Consider the following 17,222-nt stretch of genomic DNA (forward strand, 5'->3'; position numbering starts at 1 on the left):
CTCAGGTATTCCACTTCTGTGTTGCATCGATTTAAAAGGGAACAGCCATTTCTACATCAATGCGCCTTGAATTAAAAAACCTGAGAGACTCTGAACTGATCAGATATTTAATGAGATTGGTATTATAGCTCTGAGGTGTACTCAAGTAAGCTATTGGTTCTGTATATGGTCGCGGTAAATATCGATGATGATGCTATTTTTGGTTTTATTTGTGTAAAACACAAAATGAACCTAAAAAAAGGGCAACCAATTTGGTTGCCTAAGTCGTTCTTTGTGGGTCGTGATTAACAGTGCGCTAGCGTGTTAATACTCCCCAAATAGGGATGATGATGAACATAAAACTGTCGCGACAAGCAAATACAAAAGTCAGTAATCAAACCTTTGGATACACACTAAAACGTTGGAGGAAGACGCTTAGCGAGTACATGTTCTTACTTGTTACATTTCTTACTTGTTACATATAGTCTGACTAGTGCTCGTTAGAATAGTTCATTAAATAATGAAAAAATTTAAAAATAGATAATCATTGGGTTTTACTCATCATTGGTAGTTGCACGTGGTTCTATGTAAATGACGTTTATCGTGGCATAACATCTGCTGTCTCGAGAGCCTAAAAACGGGTTTTACAAAATTATTTTCAAGCTCCCAGACCAGGTTACCCAATATCGAAATCGACTTAGCGAAACTCATTAGCTTAATTACTGTGAGTTAAACGACATCACCTATTTAGGTGTAGTGATAAACATGCGCAGTGCTAGTTAGCCCCCATCTCTTAATAATAGCTGGGATAAATCGATGAGAATGGTTTTATTTCATGTTGGTAATATCAAACTTGGCTAATATTGCTTTGCCTATTTATGCTACTTGCCTATTTACGCTACTTGCCTATTTACGATCATAGGGCGCATTGACACATTGCTGTGTGTTGAGAGCAAGCCAATGCGGTGAAGTTAGCTGGTTATGATCTTATGTTGATGAGCTTCCCTATATAGAAAACACATCACTAGGGTAGACCTAAGCTAGACCATGCAACGCATTCTAGTTGCGTTGTACAATCAACAGACATAAAAAAAGGCAATCAAATGACTGCCTATCGATCGACTTAGCGATCAAGGGGACCGCGCTAGAAGTCCCAGGGAGATGATGAACAAAAGTGAATATCACTGTTACTAAGTTGGAGTGCCTAATGGTTTAAAAGTTCAATATAAATGAATTCTTTTATCAAAATAGTGAGATTAATTTTATACTGATTATTTTTCAGTGGCTTAAGAGTTTACTTTTTCTAACGGTTTTCCATTGTTTGAGTACTTCTATTCGAAAATATCGTTAAATGAAAATGTGGCAGACTTTAGATGTTCACTTACCAGGAACTGACTAAGCCGTGAGCAAAAGCAGGGTGATTATCATGACATCAATCACCCAAAGCCATTCTCATTGATTATCAGCCTTCGATTACACGATAGAGGCTATGGCTATCTAAGCAGTTTTTCAATGACAGCGTTAAGGTCTTCTGGTTTTGTTGTTGGTGCATATCGTTCAATCACGTTTCCTTGTTTATCGACTAAAAACTTAGTGAAGTTCCATTTTATTGACTCACTACCTAAAAGGCCTTTGGCAGACTTTTTAAGATGTTGATATAACGGATGGCTGTTACTGCCATTGACTTCAATTTTACTGAATAATGGGAATGTCACGCCAAAGTTTAGTTCGCAAAATTGGCTGATCTCATCTTCATTGCCTTGTTCTTGCTTGCCGAATTGATTGCAAGGAAAGCCTAAAATAACTAAACCGCGATCTTTATACTGTTGATATAGTGCTTCAAGTGCTTTGTATTGTGGGGTGAAGCCACATTTACTTGCTGTATTAACAATAAGCAAAACGTGATCTTTAAAATTCTCCATAACAACATCATTGCCTTGAATGTCTTTTACGGAAATAGGGTAAATAGCTGCGGTCATGTGATGCTCCTTTATATGAAAGATAAACTATAATGTGAAAATGCTTAGCTGGCAATTAAGTTGTTGGCAACTTAATATATCTGTTTGCTTATCAATACCAATTTCAATATAGTTGCGCATATTTTACTATCAAGAATTAAGGGCGGGCTGATGAGTGAATTAAAGAACGAACTTAGTTCTGAAGATGAAATCGACACCAGTTCACAACCACAGGCTGATGTCAGTCAAGTGGTTCATTTGTTAACTGAAGCAGAAGGCGATGAACAGGCCGAAATGTTCAGTGAAATCTTGACTGAAGCAGAACCAGGCACAATTGCTTTATTATTAGAATCGTTACCACTTGATGAACGTTATGAACGTTGGCAGCAAGTCGATGTTGAAGAGCGTGTAGACGTTCTAAACTTAATGCGCGCCGATCCTCGTTTAGGCATTGTTAAGAAAATTCCAGATGAGGAACTAGACTTACTCTTTTCTCAATTAAGTCCAGAAGACCTTATTGAATGGAGTGATTCATTACCTGACAACATTACCGATCGTGCATTAGCACAGATGGGTGAACGTCAACGTAAGCACTTCGAACTGTATGATCAATATTCTGAAAATGAAATCGGTCGTTATGCTGATCACCAGATGTTGGCATTAAGTCTTACCTCTACCGTCGCGCAAGGACAACGCTTTTTTCGCCGAATTGATTTAGATTGTAATGACCATCTTTTTTTAGTGGATAAAAACGATAAATATTTAGGCACAGTGCGTCGTTATGACGTTTTCAGAACAGCGGATCTTGATACTCAATTACAAGTGTTAAAATGGGATGACAGCCGAGTTATCTCTGCGGATTCATCTTTAATCGAAGCAGCCGAAGCCATTGAGCATAGTCGCGAACTTGAATTACCGGTTGTCGATGAAGATGGTATATTAATTGGGCGAATGACACTGCGAACTGCTACAGCATTAGTGCGTGAACATTACGAAGCACAATTAATGGCAACTGCTGGTATGGATGAACACGACGATTTATTCGCCCCGATAGTGGTGGGTGCAAAGCGTCGTGCCGTGTGGCTAGGGATAAACTTACTCACGGCATTTTTAGCATCTGCTACTATTGGATTATTCGAAAATGTATTGTCGCAAGTGGTCGCGTTAGCGGTATTGATGCCAATTGTGGCTTCAATGGGTGGCATTGCAGGTAGCCAGTCGTTAACGTTAATGATCCGCGGTATGGCAATGGGTCAGATTTCTGCTGGTAACGTGATGTCGTTGATGAAAAACGAACTCGGTATCGGTGCGCTAAATGGCATGCTGTGGTCGATTGTCATCGGTATTATTGCCGGATGGTGGTTTAACGATACGATAATGGGCGTCGTTATTGCCTGTGCTATTTTAGTTAATATGGCTGTTGCTGCGATTGCTGGTGTGATGGTGCCGATGATTTTACAGCGCTTTAATCAAGACGCTGCTTTATCTGGTTCAGTTATTCTGACCACAGTGACTGACGTTGTAGGCTTTTTTACTTTTTTGGGGTTAGCCACCATATTTTATCTGTAAAAGGTCAATTTCAGAGACATCGAAATACACTGATTCAATATTGCCAACGCTTTACTTAAATGGTCTTGAGTTTCTCAAGGCCATTTTTTTCAACAAAAAAGCAAGTTGCAGGCAACTTGCTTTTTAAACTTGATGAGAAAATTCTGTTAAATTATTTCCACTTAGCAGGCGCGAACTCCATTTCTGCATTATCGTCAAAGTAACGGCGCTTAGTATCTCGGCGACGCTGTTTTACTTTTTTCGATTTTGGTTTTCCCTTGATGTTATCGCCCCATGGCGCATCATCTTCATCAAATTCAAATGAGTGTGACATTTTCAACATTCCAGATAACTGTACCTCTGTTGGTACAGCCTCTTTTTACCTAAAGTTAATGACAAGCTAAAGCGAAATATTTCATCCTTGATGGTAAAAATTATTGCACGTAAAAATGACACTGATATGACAATTCATTTTTTACTTTAAATAATTAAACTTTACTAAGCACCAATTCATTAAGGCATTGAGCTAATTGTTGTTGCCAAGGTTTGGGCATGGAGATTGAGTGCGATAAGCGGGTGTCTAACACACTGAAAGTGGGCCTATTAACGATAGATGTATATTGTTCTGATGTTATAGGCTGCAAATAAATTGATTGAGGTAATAAGCCTAACGCTATTCCTTGTGTTTTGATCTCTTGAGCAAACTCATACCAAGTACACTTACCTGCATTACTCCAATGGTAAATAGCTGACCATTGTTTTTGTGAACACAGTTTCCACAGAAAAAGTGCAAAGTCGTCAACCATTGTCGGGCTACCCGTTTGGTCATTGACAACTTTGATGGGATTGTCTGCGCTTGAACCTATCGTTTGTTGATTATGTGACTGCTCCATTAACTTCAGCATCGTGGTAACAAAATTATTGCCACTGTGATGATAAAGCCAAGAAGTTCGCACAATACAAAATAGAGCCGATTGATAACCCAACAATATCTCTTCGGCGAGTAATTTTGATTGCCCATAAGCATTAATAGCTGATGGTTTTTGTGTCACAGAATAAGGTGTCGATGAGCGACCATCGAATACATAATCAGTCGACAATTGGATTAGTTTGATTCCATAATTACTGGCTGCTTTTGCCATATACTCAACGGCTAATGCATTTGTTTGCATTACTGCAGCTGGGTTTATTTGTGCTTTTTCTACATTAGTATAAGCCGCGCAGTTGATGATGATATCGGGGCGATAAAAAGCTAATGCCTCATCAATGAGTTGTGGCTGAGTAATATCAACTAGTTGATGGTTGAGTTGGATTAGTTCTGCTGTTTTGGGCTGAGTACGTTTTAAGGCTTGGGCGAGTTGACCTGTTTGGCCAAATGTTAATATTTTCATTAAGAGTGAACCAAGTGCCATTGAACAGTTTGGTGTAAACCATCTGAGAAGCTATATTTTTGTATCCAATTCAATGTTATGGCTAGTTTAGTCGCATCAATCGCATAAGTTTTACCTACGTTACCCTGTGTTAATATCGTCATTAAAGCTTCAATATGATCACTTGATGTTTCACGGATCTGATATTGTGAATTTGGACAGTAGTTGCTTTTTTTTTGAAAAGCATATGTTTGATTTCCTTCCGGAAGCTCATGAATTGAAATATGATACAAACTAATTGATTACCCTTAATCGGCCATTCAAAAATGCTTTTTTCTAAGTGATTAATTTTTAAATTTTAGCACAGCTAACATCAATTAATCAGATTTGTTATTGATGTTATTCAGCGAGATGTGTGGATGTTTTCTGACCTAGTCCTTCGATTTTATCGACTCTATATCGCTCTGCGTCTGGGCCTGTAATTCGCCTAAATTTTACATCTAACAAATATAAGTGATCTGAATAGACTTGATAAATATGTCCACGATCTAAAATGATAATGTTACCACTTTTATCCCACTTAAATGTTCCGCTGCCACGATAAGGATTGGGATCAGTGCCTAGACGAATAGTGTGGATGGTATATTGGTTCGGTTGGATTAGTTCAAGAGTGGTATCCATTCCATCGCAACTCGGGCATGGGAATACACCATGATACACACCTTGCCATTGCAAAGTGTTTTGACTACTTGAAGTTGTATCTATAGTCGAGGTGTCTTGCTGGCCGCAGCCGACGATTGTTAATATAATCACTAACCATAAATTTTTCATCTAAAATCCTTTTAGATACAAAATTGTTACGAATGTGACGCTCGGCAGTTCTGGTTTTATGTGTCTCAAGTGAATGATCAACAATTTAAAATAATATTCACTTTTATAAACGTGACTATGTAAAACATGTCTATTTGACTCAAGCTAAACCAGTATGACGAGGATGACTTTAATATAGATAACCAAAGCGCACTCGCGCTTTTATCATCAATTAATCCCGATGTTAATTCTTGATGTTAATTCTTAATGTTAATATATAGGTATATCATAGATTTTGAGTATTAACGGTTAAACTTTAGTCTGTATATCGAAAAATTGTTTTATTTCATCAATTCTATCCATTGCATCTTGATAACCTAAATCAATCAAAGTGGTGGTATAGCTTTTTTCGAATAATAAATACGACACAATACTCGAGTCAGACTGTCTGTTAATACCAAATAATTTCAATAAAGTTCTGATTGCAAAAGGCATATCATCATAGAACCGTTCTGCAATTCGGCTTAAATCTTGACTAGGTTTTATCACTAAAGTATCAATATGACGCAAGTTCAAGGTTTCACGGTCTTGTGGGGATATCATTGATAAGGTGCTGTTGACCCGTTGCAGACGCTCTAAGTCGCTGTTCAATGTGTCCGAGAAAATGGTATCTAATAAATGTCCGGCGATTGTTGCTGTTTTAGGGTGATATTCAAACTCGATGGGAAAGTGTTTGTGTGGACTGTCTAAATTAATCACAAATATTTTACTAGCACCTAGGTGGATAGGGCTTGATAGTGGCGATAATTGATGGACGGACCCATCACCATAATAGGCTTGATTAAGTTTAATTGATGGGAATACCATTGGAATTGCTGAGCTTGCAAGTAAGTGCTCAGTATTTAATAAACTGCGAATACCAACTCGTCTAGCACGTTGCCAATCATCAATGTGTTCGTTACCTTGATAGAAAGTATATGAACGTGAATTGTTGTAGCATGATGAGTCGATGCTGATAGCTTTGAGTGCATCATTACCAATATTACGATCAATTCTTTTAAAATCGATAAGGTTATTCAGCAACTCTCGTAATGGTTGATTATCCAGTAGGCTGCCAGCATCAGTATTGACTTTGTCATCTTGTAGACCTTTAATTGCCATTCGTCCCAAATGTCTCAACACTTGAGGGATCGAAGTGCGATAGACTTTATGGGTTTCAAAATGACGCCACACCCAGTCCAGTTTTTTTATGGCCAAATGGAAACAAGATGCGTGGGTCGCTATCGATATTGCATTAATGGCACCTGCAGATGTACCACAAATAATATCAAATGGAACATTATGGTTGCGTGGGTAAAACTGCACTAACGCTTTTAATACGCCAATTTGATAAGCCGCCCTGGCTCCACCACCTCCAAGTACTAATGCTGTTGATACTGGCAATATCGGTCCTTTAATCGGTTAAGTTTGTTTGATTCTAGTATGAATTCTTTTTGTGTTCTACACCAGTTACCAATAAGTCGACTATGCTATTTATTGTCTATCCTTTATCTTCACTATATCTATTATCGAGGTTAATACTTTGAGATGAAAAGTTGAACATGATTACGAGCACTCATTTGCAACACCATATCGAGATTGATAATAAGATCTAAAGTAATCTTTTACTCGTATGGTTATTTAGTCTTCATGATAAAACTAATGTAAATAGTTCATCATAGATTGTTGATGTTGATTTTGTTAACGAATACTCAATTGATTATACCAATTTAAGGATGGCATGTGGCTCTGTTTAAGACAACATCAGAAGTATCGGTTGATAACGATGCAGCACATAAAGCAAAGCAACTTTCTCCCTGGAAAATTGCCATTATTGATGATGAACCAGGCATACATGATGTGACTAAATTTGCATTAAGTCATTTTGAGTTGGAAGGTAGGAAACTCGCTTTTTATTCAAGTTTTAGCGCTGAAGATGGATTCATTTTACTACGCGATGAGCCTGATATCGCGCTCGCATTTATCGATGTTGTGATGGAAAACGATCACGCGGGGCTGGATTTAGTTGAACGTATTCGAGGTGAGTTAAATAATCACAGTACAAGGATTATTCTTCGCACTGGTCAGCCGGGCAGCGCTCCTGAGGAAAGGGTGATCAGAGAGTTTGATATTAATGACTACAAAGCAAAAACAGAATTAACCGCTACCAAACTTAAATCGTGTGTTTATGCTTCCTTGCGCTCGTATCGAGATATTAAAACAATTGAACTAAGTCAACGTGGGATGGAGAAAGTCATCCAAGCTTCTTCTTCAGTGCTACTAAGCAATACACTGCATCATTTTGGCAGTGCTGTTCTTGAACAAACATTGCAATTACTTAATTTGAATAGCTCAGCGCTTTATTTAACCAGTTTTCGTGAAGATCTCTACCAAGATACTCATATGAACCTATTAGCCGCGACTGGGGATATGGTGAGTTATCGTGAAATAGAAAATGTCGAATCACTACCGGGTGAAGTGAAAGAGTATATTATTGAAGCCATTAGTTTAGAGAAGTCGATAGTTCACGATAATATTTATGTAGGCTTTTATAAGTTTGGCCACGATGTTACCAGTATTTTATACCTCCAACACGACACCGCATTAACGCCTTTGCAGGTCAGGATCCTTGAATTATTTGCTGCCAATGTTAGTTTGACCTTTGAAAACCTTTCAAGCAAAGAAAATGTCCAACAAACGCAACGTGAACTGATCCTAATTATTGGTGATGCGATTGAACAGCGCAGTAAAGAAACCGGTGCTCATGTTAGGCGCGTGGCAGTGATGAGTGAAATGCTGGCTAACCATATTGGTATGAGCGATGATTTTGTTGAAACCATGCGCTATGCAGCCCCTTTACATGATGTGGGTAAAATTGGTATCCCTGAAAGTATTTTACATAAACCCGGTAAGTTGACCGATAGTGAGTGGGAAATCATGAAAACCCATGCAGAAAAGGGCTACACCTTACTTGCGGCATCAAATCGTATCATAGCCAAAATGGGCGCTCGTATTGCCTATACACATCATGAACGATGGGACGGTAATGGTTATCCTCGTGGGTTAGTTGCTGATGCAATACCGATTGAAGGTCGCATTATGGCTATCGTGGATGTAATTGATGCACTGTTGTCAAAACGCAGTTATAAAGACGCCTGGTCCGCTGAAAAAGTAAGAGATTATTTAATTGAGCAGTCAGGTAAGCAATTTGATCCTTTGATGTGTGATGCCAGTTTAACCTTGCTTGATAAGTTTGTAGAGATCCAGCAACAAATGCCAGATGAACCTGCGCAAAGCACACATTAAGTTATCTATTATGAATCAGAATTTAGATCAAGTATTACTGGCTGTCAGCCGGTCTGAATTAATTGATACTGGAGACTTAGATTCGGCTTCAAAATTGATTGTCGATTCAGTTTGTCGCGGACTCGATATCGACAGGGCAGGTATATGGTTGTTAACAGAAGATAATCAATCAATCGGTTGTTTTTTATTAGTTGATAATCAAACTAAACAAAATAATATCACGCTAACTCGCTTAGCGTTTCCGGGATATTTTCGCGCTCTCGATACAGAAAGAACGATTGCTGCCAGTGATGCTATGACAGATCCTGCTACCTGTGAGTTTAAAGACATTTATTTGCGCCCCAATGCAATCACAGCCATGTTAGACAGCCCAATAAGGCATGCTGGTAAAATGATCGGCATTATCTGTTGTGAGCATAAGGGAGGCGTTAGGCATTGGAGCCGTGATGAGCAATCATTTGTGAGCTCTTTGGCTGATTTGTATGGTAGAGCTGTTAACGCTAAAAAGGTCAAGGCTTACCAAAATGAACTTGAATTTAATAATTTAGCCTTAGAAGCAGAAGTTGAAAAGCGAACCGCAGAGTTAAAAAATGCGATTAATAACCTACAAGTAACGCAAACCAGTTTAATAGAGAGCGAAAAGCTTGCCGCCTTAGGTAATCTTGTTGCTGGTGTTGCACATGAAGTTAATACTCCATTAGGTATTTCGGTGACATCAACAAGCCACTGCATCGATGAGTTAACTAAACTCAAAACTTTGTTCGCTGCGGGTGAATTAGAACAACAAGACTTTGAAGAGTTTATCCATACACTTACTGACGGATTATATTTAATTGAACGCAATTTATCGCGTGCCGCTGAGTTAGTTCATAACTTTAAACGCACCGCCGCTGACCAGCTTATTCTAGAAAAAGAACAGGTTAATTTAACTGAATATTTGGAGCAAATATCTTCCCCTCTTAGGCCATTAACCCGTAAGCAAGGTATCGAGCTTGATATTCAAATAGAACCAGACTTGGTTGTTGAATCTTATCCTGGTGCTATAGCACAAATCTTTACTAATCTAGTGTCCAATTGCTTTCGGCATGCATTTCCTGTCGATTATGTAGGACAAAAGCGAATTATATTAGGCGCTAATTACTGTGGTGATGAAATAAAGATGTTTTACAAAGATAATGGCAAAGGTTTGAGCCCTGAAGTAAAGCGGAGAATATTTGAACCTTTTTTTACTACCGCACGCAATATTGGTGGCACAGGGTTAGGCATGTCTATTGTGTATAATCTAGTAACGCAAAAATTAGGCGGTAGGCTTGAGATTATTTCAGAGTTGAATCAAGGCCTTGAAATCGATATTTATATCAAAAATATTACATAAAAGTGTTTTGCAGCGATAAAAAAACGCACCCTAAAGTGCGTTTTTAACAGGTTATATTGTTAATAACTAGCCTTTAGCTGCATTTGTTAAAAACGCCACAATCTCATCGAATGGAATATCTTGTTTCTCACCCGTACGACGGTTTTTATATTCAAATACACCCGCATCAATATTGCGATCGCCAATCACCACAACATGCGGTAAGCCAATGAGTTCCATGTCGGCAAACATAACCCCAGGACGCTCTTTACGATCATCCATCAATACTTCAACACCAGCATCAGCCAGGTCTTGGTAAAGTTTTTCGGCAATGTCAGCTACACGATGTGACTTATGCATATTCATTGGCAAAATACCTACAGTAAACGGTGCAATCGCTTCAGGCCAGGTAATGCCACGGTCATCGTTGTTTTGCTCAATAGCAGCAGCCACAATACGACTCACGCCTACGCCGTAACAACCCATCAATAACACTTGGGCTTTACCGTTTTCGTCTAACACGGTGGCATTCATTGATTTAGAATAACTTGTTCCCAACTGGAAGATATGGCCGACTTCAATACCTCGAGCCATTGCATACGTACCTAAGCCATCAGGCGTTGGTTCACCTTCGACCACATTACGGATATCCGCTGCAGTCGCTAGAGGCAAATCGCGCTCCCAGTTAATACCAAAATAATGCTTAGCTTCAGTGTTGGCACCCGCGGCAAAATCGCTCATCACAGTCACACTATGATCAACAATAATTGGCATCGTTAAGCCAACAGGTCCTATAGAACCAGGACCTGCACCCACTGCTGCACGAATTTCTGCTTCTGAAGCAAATTCAAATGGAGATGCGACTAATTCAAGTTTGTCGGCTTTAATTTCGTTAAGTTCGTGATCGCCACGGATAACTAAGGCAACTAATGGCGCTTCGTCAGTAGCACCTTTTACTATTAAGGTTTTAACCGTTTTAGTGATGACTAAATTAAATTGCTCAACTAACTCAGCAATCGTTTTGGCGTTAGGCGTATCCACTAACGTCATTACTTCAGTCGGCGTGGCAAGAGTGTCGGTTGGCATTGGTGATTCGGCTTTTTCAATGTTAGCGGCATAATCGCTACCCGTTGAATAAGCGATTAAGTCTTCACCACTGTTAGCCAGCACATGGAATTCATGCGACATGCTACCACCGATAGAACCTGTATCAGCCAGTACTGGACGGAATGATAAGCCCATACGAGTCAGAATATTGCTGTATGCGGTATGCATAGCGTGGTAAGTGTTATCCATGGTTTCTTGATCTAAATGGAAAGAATAGGCATCTTTCATCAAGAATTCACGCGCGCGCATCACACCAAAGCGGGGACGAACTTCATCACGGAACTTAGTTTGTACTTGGTAAAGTGTTAACGGCAGTTGCTTGTAAGAACTTAATTCTTTACGGACTAAATCAGTGATCACTTCTTCATGGGTTGGCCCCAATACGAAGTCACGATTATTACGGTCTTGGAAACGTAATAACTCAGGACCAAACTTGTCCCAACGGCCCGTTTCAACCCATAAATCAGCAGGCTGAACTAACGGCATTAATATTTCGATAGCGCCTGTTTTATTCATTTCTTCACGAACAATGGCTTCAACTTTACGTAAAACACGTAAACCTGATGGAAGCCAAGTGTAGAGACCTGAAGCATTACGACGGATCATACCGGCACGTAACATTAACTGATGACTAATCACCTCTGCATTAGCAGGGGTTTCTTTTTGTGTTGAAAGCAGGTACTTGCTAACTCGCATTCCCAATGTCCAAAATAGTTGCTATGAATTAGCATCATTTTAGCACCTGCAACAATGATGTCACCTGCTAATTCGACTCAAAAGTAGCCTTTGTTATACTTTAACCGCAAGTGACCGTTATTAAACTTCACATCGGGATAATAAATGCATATTAAATAGCTTTCTATCCCTCTATCCAGTGTTGAATTGACTTGTTATAAGAACACAATAGTCGCGTCAATGTGCTTAGATAGCAACAACAATGGCAAGTTTGATATCGATGAGTTGCCACTAATTTGTCTTTATTGAATAACCCTATCTATTCAACGTATCTGAGGTTATTTATCGCGTCTGTCGCCAATAACTCGAGCAGGATTTCCAGCAACAATGGCAAAATCGGGTACATCTTTTGTAACAATGCAGCCCATGCCAATCACCGCACAATCCCCAATGGTGACACCGTCAACAATGCCTGCCTGAGCGCCAATCCATACATCTTGGCCTATCACTACACCTTTTGATGTCGCGGGTTGTTTATAAATGGGTGCGCTGGGTGACATACCATGGTTAAAAGCATAAACCGTGACGTTGTTAGCAATACGTGTTTGGCTGCCAATTTTGATACCGTTACGGCCCCCATCTAAGCTGCAGCCATGGTTAATGGCCACTTCATTGCCTAGGGTAATTGGGCCATGCATAAACACATCAGCGGCAATCATACATTGATCGCCAATGATAATGTCCCTACCAGGTTCGGCAAAAAGCTGAGCTTGTGGGGCAATAAAACATTGTTCACCTACATGAATGGTTTCAAGCTGACATAGCCGTTGTTGAATGTCATCTTGCCAAGGTTTTGCCCATGTTAAATGTTTTGGTTTAAGTGAAAAATACAGCCATGGCATCCATGATAAGCGTTTTTTATGTTGAGCTTGGTAATCTATGTCTGCCATTGATTTAATCCTTCAGCAGTTCAACTTTTGTCGGTTTGAGTTCTAACACTTCAATACCTTGAGCTGTGATATGCCAAAAGATATCTAAGTCGTATAAAGCCACTTGATAAAGTTTGGGATCATTTTTGGCTTTTTTGTATGCAGGACGAGGATCTTGTGACAATACCCCTTCAATAAGCGCGGCTAAATCTTGGTACTGCTCTTGTTGGCTGTAGTGATCTATTTGCTCTGTCGCTAACGATGTATAAGTCAGTGGGATGAGGATTGGGGCTTCTTGGGCTATGCCGCCTTTGGCGTCTAAAATAGCATCAGAAAAAGGAATATAAGGTTTAATATCGACAATTGGCGTGCCGTCTAATAAATCCATTCCAGATATTACTAAGCACACTTTTCCTTTACGTTGGATAACTCCATGGAGTTTTACCACTGATTGGCCAATACCATTTGGACGAAATGTGGAGCGTGTAGCAAAAACGCCCAGTTTTTCATTGCCGCCTAAACGAGGAGGGCGAACGGTGGTTTTCCAACCTTGAGCCAGATTTTCATGGAAACAGAATAATAACCATAAGTGTGAATATTGCTCTATTCCTCTTACTGCATCAATATGATTAAACGCGGGTTCAAACTCTATATAACCTACCGCATTGACTAAACCTGGCTGACGAGGAATACCAAACTTTTGTTTGTAAGGTGTTCTGCATATTGCAACAGCATTTAATTGGCTGCTAAACGGAACGCTAGATTTATGATTCATTAGATCTGTTTGACTGTGTCGATCGTTGCTTTGTGTCATGCGATACCTGAATTAAGCAAACAAAGGGAGTTATAAATCAAATATAAAAAATGTTGATGAGTGTTATATGAGCACTCATCATTTATGGGCAGCCAATATAATATATTGAGTTGTTATTTTTCTGTAGGAGTTTTAATGGCTTGACCGACACAAAGTGCACGGCTAAAACAACTATTATCCGCTTCAGTAATCATAAAACAGCTTTTAACTACAAAACCATTTGCGCCCATATCTGCAGCAGATCTTCTGGCATTGCTTCGTGCTACGGCCATTTGCGGTGGTGCATCTTGTTTGCTTTCTTGGCAGGCTTCGCCTTCCACTAAACCTAAAGTTTCAAATGTTCCTTTAGGTTGATCGTTTCCTTCATATAACTGTACATCACCGACTTTAAAATAATCATTGATCGCTTTACTGTCTAAATTACTTTTGAACGTATAATCACTCGCACAAGCGCTCAATAATAGTGCTATACCTGAGGCAATAAATGCATATTTAAGAGGAAAAGTCATAGCCGTAGCCTTCTATTAATGGGGAATGGATCAATGACGGTTAGTTTACCTTTTCTCATGGCGATGATAAAGCGCTCAAATGCTATAAAAAAAAGAGCTTACCGAAGTAAGCTCTTTTTTATTTTAAATGCTAACCGTGTGGTTAACCCTTAATCAGAATAATTATTCCATACCAGGAATTAAGAATTCGCTCATATTTTTGCCGCTATCAACTTGTTGTTTGAATACGGTAGGCATACGACCTTGGCCAGTCCATTGAATTAATTCACCATCAACAGTGATTTGATATTTTGGTGGGCGCGGTGCACGTTTAGGTTTAGCTGTTTTAACAGAAGAGGTCACATCACCTAAATCTTCAATTGATAAACCACTGTTTTCAATTTGAGCAAGAATTTCAGCAATACGAGCGTTACGCTCTGCATTAGCTTCAAGTTCTAATTTTTCTTCTTCTTGACGTTCGGTAATGATTTTTTCTAATTTGGCCGCTGTTTCACGTAAATCATCAAGAGACAATTCTTTTACTGCAGCTTTAAAACGACGGCCGTGGGTTAATATGTCTAAAAAGTCACTCATGTTGTATAGTTTCCTAATGATTTATTTATAAAATAAAAGTTATAAGAGATAAAAAGTATCAACGTTCCGTGTAAGTTTCAGTACTTCATATTGTTTATTTGGGTCGTTATTATTAATATAAGTCAGATTAATTCTCTGATTATTACTAATACAGCTTAATCAATACTGAATATAGCTGTAATAATAGAAACTATTTGGCATTGAATCAAATAAAATCATCTAATTATGCAATTAATTTTAATTAAGCATTCCCATTAAGTAATTAATGATCCACTACTTGTTTAGTTTGATTGCCACCACAATAACAAAAAATATGTAAACAGTCGTTTGACTTTGATTGACGTTAACGTTAACAGGACGTAAAGTTAACCCATCTTGCATTGGCGAACGCCAGTGTGTTGTCCATATACATTGAAGGTGTAGGAAGGAAAACCTATGAAAGTATTGGTGCCTGTTAAACGCGTAGTTGATGCCAATGTGAAAGTCAGGGTAAAAGCTGATAACACAAATGTTGATACGACCAACCTTAAAATGGCGTTAAACCCATTTTGCGAAATAGCGGTAGAAGAAGCTGTTCGCCTCAAAGAAGCTGGCATTGCCACTGAAGTTGTAGTGGTAAGTGTTGGCCCTAAAGCGGTGCAAGAACAATTAAGAACCGCAATGGCACTGGGTGCCGACCGAGCGATTCATATTGAGACCGATGAAGAGTTAGTGCCTCTTTCGATTGCTAAGCTGTTAAAGGCCGTGCAAGAAAAAGAGCAAGCACAACTCGTTATTTTTGGTAAGCAGTCAATTGACGGCGACAATAACCAAACGGGTCAAATGCTCGCAGCATTAACTGATATGCCACAAGCGACATTTGCATCAGAAGTCAAAATTGATGGTGACATGATTACGGTTACTCGTGAAATCGATGGCGGACTACAAACGCTGAAAATGCCTTTGCCTGCGATTGTGACGGTAGACTTACGTTTGAACGAACCTCGTTATGCTTCATTACCTAATATTATGAAAGCTAAACGCAAACCATTAGAGATTATGGCTGTGGCTGATCTTGGTGTGAGCTTAAGAGCACATCAAACAGTACTTAGCGTCACACCTCCTGTTGAGCGTAAAGCGGGCATCATGGTGTCTTCTGTTGAAGAGTTAGTTGATAAGTTAAAAAATGAAGCGAAGGTGATCTAATATGACCATTTTAGTATTAGCAGAACACGATAATGTCAGCCTGAAAACTGACACGGCGAAAGTAGTTAGCGCTGCAACAGCCATTGGTGGTGATATTCATGTACTGGTTGCTGGTGCTGATTGTTCTGCCGCAGTAAGTGCAGCACAAAGTTTAGCGGGCGTGAGTCAAGTGTTAGTGGCTGATGCTGCTCAATATGGTGCTCAACTAGCTGAAAATGTATCAAAATTGGTTGTTGATATTGCCGGAGACTATGAACATATTCTGGCTGCAGCAACCAGTATAGGTAAAGATACATTGCCTCGCGTAGCAGCATTATTAGACGTTGCCCAGATTTCTGAAGTGATTGAAGTTGTAAGCAGTGACACTTTTGTACGCCCTATTTATGCGGGTAATGCGCTTGCGACGGTGCAAAGCTTAGATGCTAAAAAAGTCATGACAGTACGCTCTAGTGCATTTGATGTTGTAGCATCAACAGGCAGTGCTGAAGTCATCAACTTAAGCCAAGCAATTGATTCAAAAACTGAGTTTGTTTCTCAGTCACTCACTGAATCAGCCCGTCCTGAACTTGGTAATGCTGGCATTATTGTGTCTGGCGGCCGTGGTATGGGCAGCGGCGAAAACTTTGCCATTTTAGAACAACTAGCCGATAAGTTAGGCGCAGCAGTAGGTGCATCACGTGCAGCTGTAGACGCGGGCTTTGTACCTAACGACTTGCAAGTTGGCCAAACGGGTAAGATTGTCGCTCCTAACTTGTACATTGCAGTGGGTATTTCTGGCGCGATTCAACATCTTGCTGGCATGAAAGACTCAAAAGTAATTGTGGCCATTAACAAAGACCCTGAAGCCCCTATTTTTCAAGTGGCGGATTATGGTTTGGTTGCCGACTTATTTGAAGCGGTACCGGCATTGAACAACCTCGTTTAATCAGATGTTAAGTCGCTAAACGGAGGAGTTGATTAAGCTCGTGTTGTTCAGCCGACTTTGACGCGCTATTAAACGTTCTGTTGTACGATTAAAAAGGTTTCTACTCATAAGGTAGAAACCTTTTTTATTGGGCTACTCTTG

Annotated in this window: 15 protein-coding genes; 5 read left to right on the plus strand and 10 right to left on the minus strand. The window is 39.5% G+C overall.

Annotated elements, in window-relative coordinates; translation table 11 throughout:
* Nucleotides 1-1,472: 1,472 nt before the first annotated feature.
* Nucleotides 1,473-1,958 (minus strand): glutathione peroxidase, encoded by a 486-nt coding sequence (locus tag H5125_RS15915; protein WP_182744738.1) that lies wholly within the window; start codon nt 1,956-1,958, stop codon nt 1,473-1,475.
* A 150-nt stretch (nt 1,959-2,108) separates the two neighbouring features.
* Here H5125_RS15915 and H5125_RS15920 point away from each other — a divergent pair, with 150 nt between their 5' ends.
* A complete protein-coding gene (locus H5125_RS15920) occupies nt 2,109-3,506 on the plus strand; it encodes a magnesium transporter (protein ID WP_182744739.1) in 1,398 nt (465 codons plus the stop codon).
* Nucleotides 3,507-3,657: 151 nt separating this feature from the next.
* Here the strand turns inward: H5125_RS15920 and H5125_RS15925 are convergent, their stop codons facing one another.
* The 4 genes from H5125_RS15925 to H5125_RS15940 all read right to left on the minus strand — a co-directional run bounded on the left by H5125_RS15925 (nt 3,658) and on the right by H5125_RS15940 (nt 7,108).
* Nucleotides 3,658-3,819, minus strand: a complete 162-nt coding sequence (locus H5125_RS15925; RefSeq protein ID WP_041413129.1) for a hypothetical protein — start codon at nt 3,817-3,819, stop codon at nt 3,658-3,660.
* Between the two features lie 154 nt (nt 3,820-3,973).
* Entirely contained in the window at nt 3,974-4,876 is a 903-nt protein-coding gene (gene rfbD / locus H5125_RS15930) for a dTDP-4-dehydrorhamnose reductase (RefSeq protein WP_182744740.1), read from the minus strand.
* Between the two features lie 378 nt (nt 4,877-5,254).
* Nucleotides 5,255-5,686, minus strand: a complete 432-nt coding sequence (locus H5125_RS15935) for a copper resistance protein NlpE (protein ID WP_182744741.1) — start codon at nt 5,684-5,686, stop codon at nt 5,255-5,257.
* Nucleotides 5,687-5,974: 288 nt separating this feature from the next.
* Nucleotides 5,975-7,108: a patatin-like phospholipase family protein gene (locus H5125_RS15940; RefSeq protein ID WP_101086528.1), complete on the minus strand. Its 1,134-nt coding sequence runs from the start codon at nt 7,106-7,108 to the stop codon at nt 5,975-5,977.
* A 339-nt stretch (nt 7,109-7,447) separates the two neighbouring features.
* Here H5125_RS15940 and H5125_RS15945 point away from each other — a divergent pair, with 339 nt between their 5' ends.
* The gene (locus H5125_RS15945; protein WP_162023573.1) at nt 7,448-9,010 is read left to right on the plus strand and encodes a DUF3369 domain-containing protein; all 1,563 of its coding nucleotides are present in this window, start codon (nt 7,448-7,450) and stop codon (nt 9,008-9,010) included.
* A gap of 10 nt (nt 9,011-9,020) precedes the next feature.
* A complete protein-coding gene (locus H5125_RS15950) occupies nt 9,021-10,385 on the plus strand; it encodes a sensor histidine kinase (RefSeq protein ID WP_182744742.1) in 1,365 nt (454 codons plus the stop codon).
* A gap of 66 nt (nt 10,386-10,451) precedes the next feature.
* Here H5125_RS15950 and H5125_RS15955 read toward each other — a convergent pair whose 3' ends face one another.
* From H5125_RS15955 to H5125_RS15975, 5 genes are all read right to left on the minus strand, one after another.
* A complete protein-coding gene (locus H5125_RS15955; RefSeq protein WP_101086531.1) occupies nt 10,452-12,167 on the minus strand; it encodes a proline--tRNA ligase in 1,716 nt (571 codons plus the stop codon).
* Nucleotides 12,168-12,484: 317 nt separating this feature from the next.
* A complete protein-coding gene (locus H5125_RS15960) occupies nt 12,485-13,096 on the minus strand; it encodes a DapH/DapD/GlmU-related protein (protein WP_101086532.1) in 612 nt (203 codons plus the stop codon).
* Nucleotides 13,097-13,100: 4 nt separating this feature from the next.
* Nucleotides 13,101-13,850, minus strand: coding sequence for a tRNA (N6-threonylcarbamoyladenosine(37)-N6)-methyltransferase TrmO (tsaA, locus tag H5125_RS15965; RefSeq protein ID WP_101087197.1), 750 nt, complete (start codon nt 13,848-13,850; stop codon nt 13,101-13,103).
* 152 nt (nt 13,851-14,002) lie between these two features.
* Nucleotides 14,003-14,398, minus strand: a complete 396-nt coding sequence (rcsF, locus tag H5125_RS15970) for an Rcs stress response system protein RcsF (protein ID WP_101086533.1) — start codon at nt 14,396-14,398, stop codon at nt 14,003-14,005.
* Between the two features lie 162 nt (nt 14,399-14,560).
* Nucleotides 14,561-14,971, minus strand: coding sequence for an H-NS family nucleoid-associated regulatory protein (locus tag H5125_RS15975; RefSeq protein ID WP_101086534.1), 411 nt, complete (start codon nt 14,969-14,971; stop codon nt 14,561-14,563).
* A 435-nt stretch (nt 14,972-15,406) separates the two neighbouring features.
* On the opposite strand from H5125_RS15975, the gene H5125_RS15980 reads away from it, so the two are divergent.
* Together H5125_RS15980 and H5125_RS15985 are read left to right on the plus strand one after the other, a co-directional pair.
* Nucleotides 15,407-16,156, plus strand: a complete 750-nt coding sequence (locus tag H5125_RS15980) for an electron transfer flavoprotein subunit beta/FixA family protein (protein ID WP_059744357.1) — start codon at nt 15,407-15,409, stop codon at nt 16,154-16,156.
* Between the two features lies 1 nt (nt 16,157).
* A complete protein-coding gene (locus H5125_RS15985) occupies nt 16,158-17,081 on the plus strand; it encodes an electron transfer flavoprotein subunit alpha/FixB family protein (protein ID WP_182744743.1) in 924 nt (307 codons plus the stop codon).
* Nucleotides 17,082-17,222 lie beyond the last annotated feature (141 nt).

The organism is Shewanella sp. SR44-4, from assembly GCF_014163715.1.
GTDB lineage: Bacteria > Pseudomonadota > Gammaproteobacteria > Enterobacterales > Shewanellaceae > Shewanella.

Excerpts from the sequence above, each read along its gene's own strand:
- H5125_RS15915 (WP_182744738.1), bottom strand. The coding sequence starts at position 1,958 with ATGACCGCAGCTATTTACCCTATTTCCGTAAAAGACATTCAAGGCAAT.
- H5125_RS15920 (WP_182744739.1), top strand. The coding sequence starts at position 2,109 with ATGAGTGAATTAAAGAACGAACTTAGTTCTGAAGATGAAATCGACACC.
- H5125_RS15925 (WP_041413129.1), bottom strand. The coding sequence starts at position 3,819 with ATGTCACACTCATTTGAATTTGATGAAGATGATGCGCCATGGGGCGAT.
- rfbD (WP_182744740.1), bottom strand. The coding sequence starts at position 4,876 with ATGAAAATATTAACATTTGGCCAAACAGGTCAACTCGCCCAAGCCTTA.
- H5125_RS15935 (WP_182744741.1), bottom strand. The coding sequence starts at position 5,686 with ATGAAAAATTTATGGTTAGTGATTATATTAACAATCGTCGGCTGCGGC.
- H5125_RS15950 (WP_182744742.1), top strand. The coding sequence starts at position 9,021 with ATGAATCAGAATTTAGATCAAGTATTACTGGCTGTCAGCCGGTCTGAA.
- H5125_RS15955 (WP_101086531.1), bottom strand. The coding sequence starts at position 12,167 with ATGCGAGTTAGCAAGTACCTGCTTTCAACACAAAAAGAAACCCCTGCT.
- H5125_RS15960 (WP_101086532.1), bottom strand. The coding sequence starts at position 13,096 with ATGGCAGACATAGATTACCAAGCTCAACATAAAAAACGCTTATCATGG.
- tsaA (WP_101087197.1), bottom strand. The coding sequence starts at position 13,850 with ATGAATCATAAATCTAGCGTTCCGTTTAGCAGCCAATTAAATGCTGTT.
- rcsF (WP_101086533.1), bottom strand. The coding sequence starts at position 14,398 with ATGACTTTTCCTCTTAAATATGCATTTATTGCCTCAGGTATAGCACTA.
- H5125_RS15975 (WP_101086534.1), bottom strand. The coding sequence starts at position 14,971 with ATGAGTGACTTTTTAGACATATTAACCCACGGCCGTCGTTTTAAAGCT.
- H5125_RS15980 (WP_059744357.1), top strand. The coding sequence starts at position 15,407 with ATGAAAGTATTGGTGCCTGTTAAACGCGTAGTTGATGCCAATGTGAAA.
- H5125_RS15985 (WP_182744743.1), top strand. The coding sequence starts at position 16,158 with ATGACCATTTTAGTATTAGCAGAACACGATAATGTCAGCCTGAAAACT.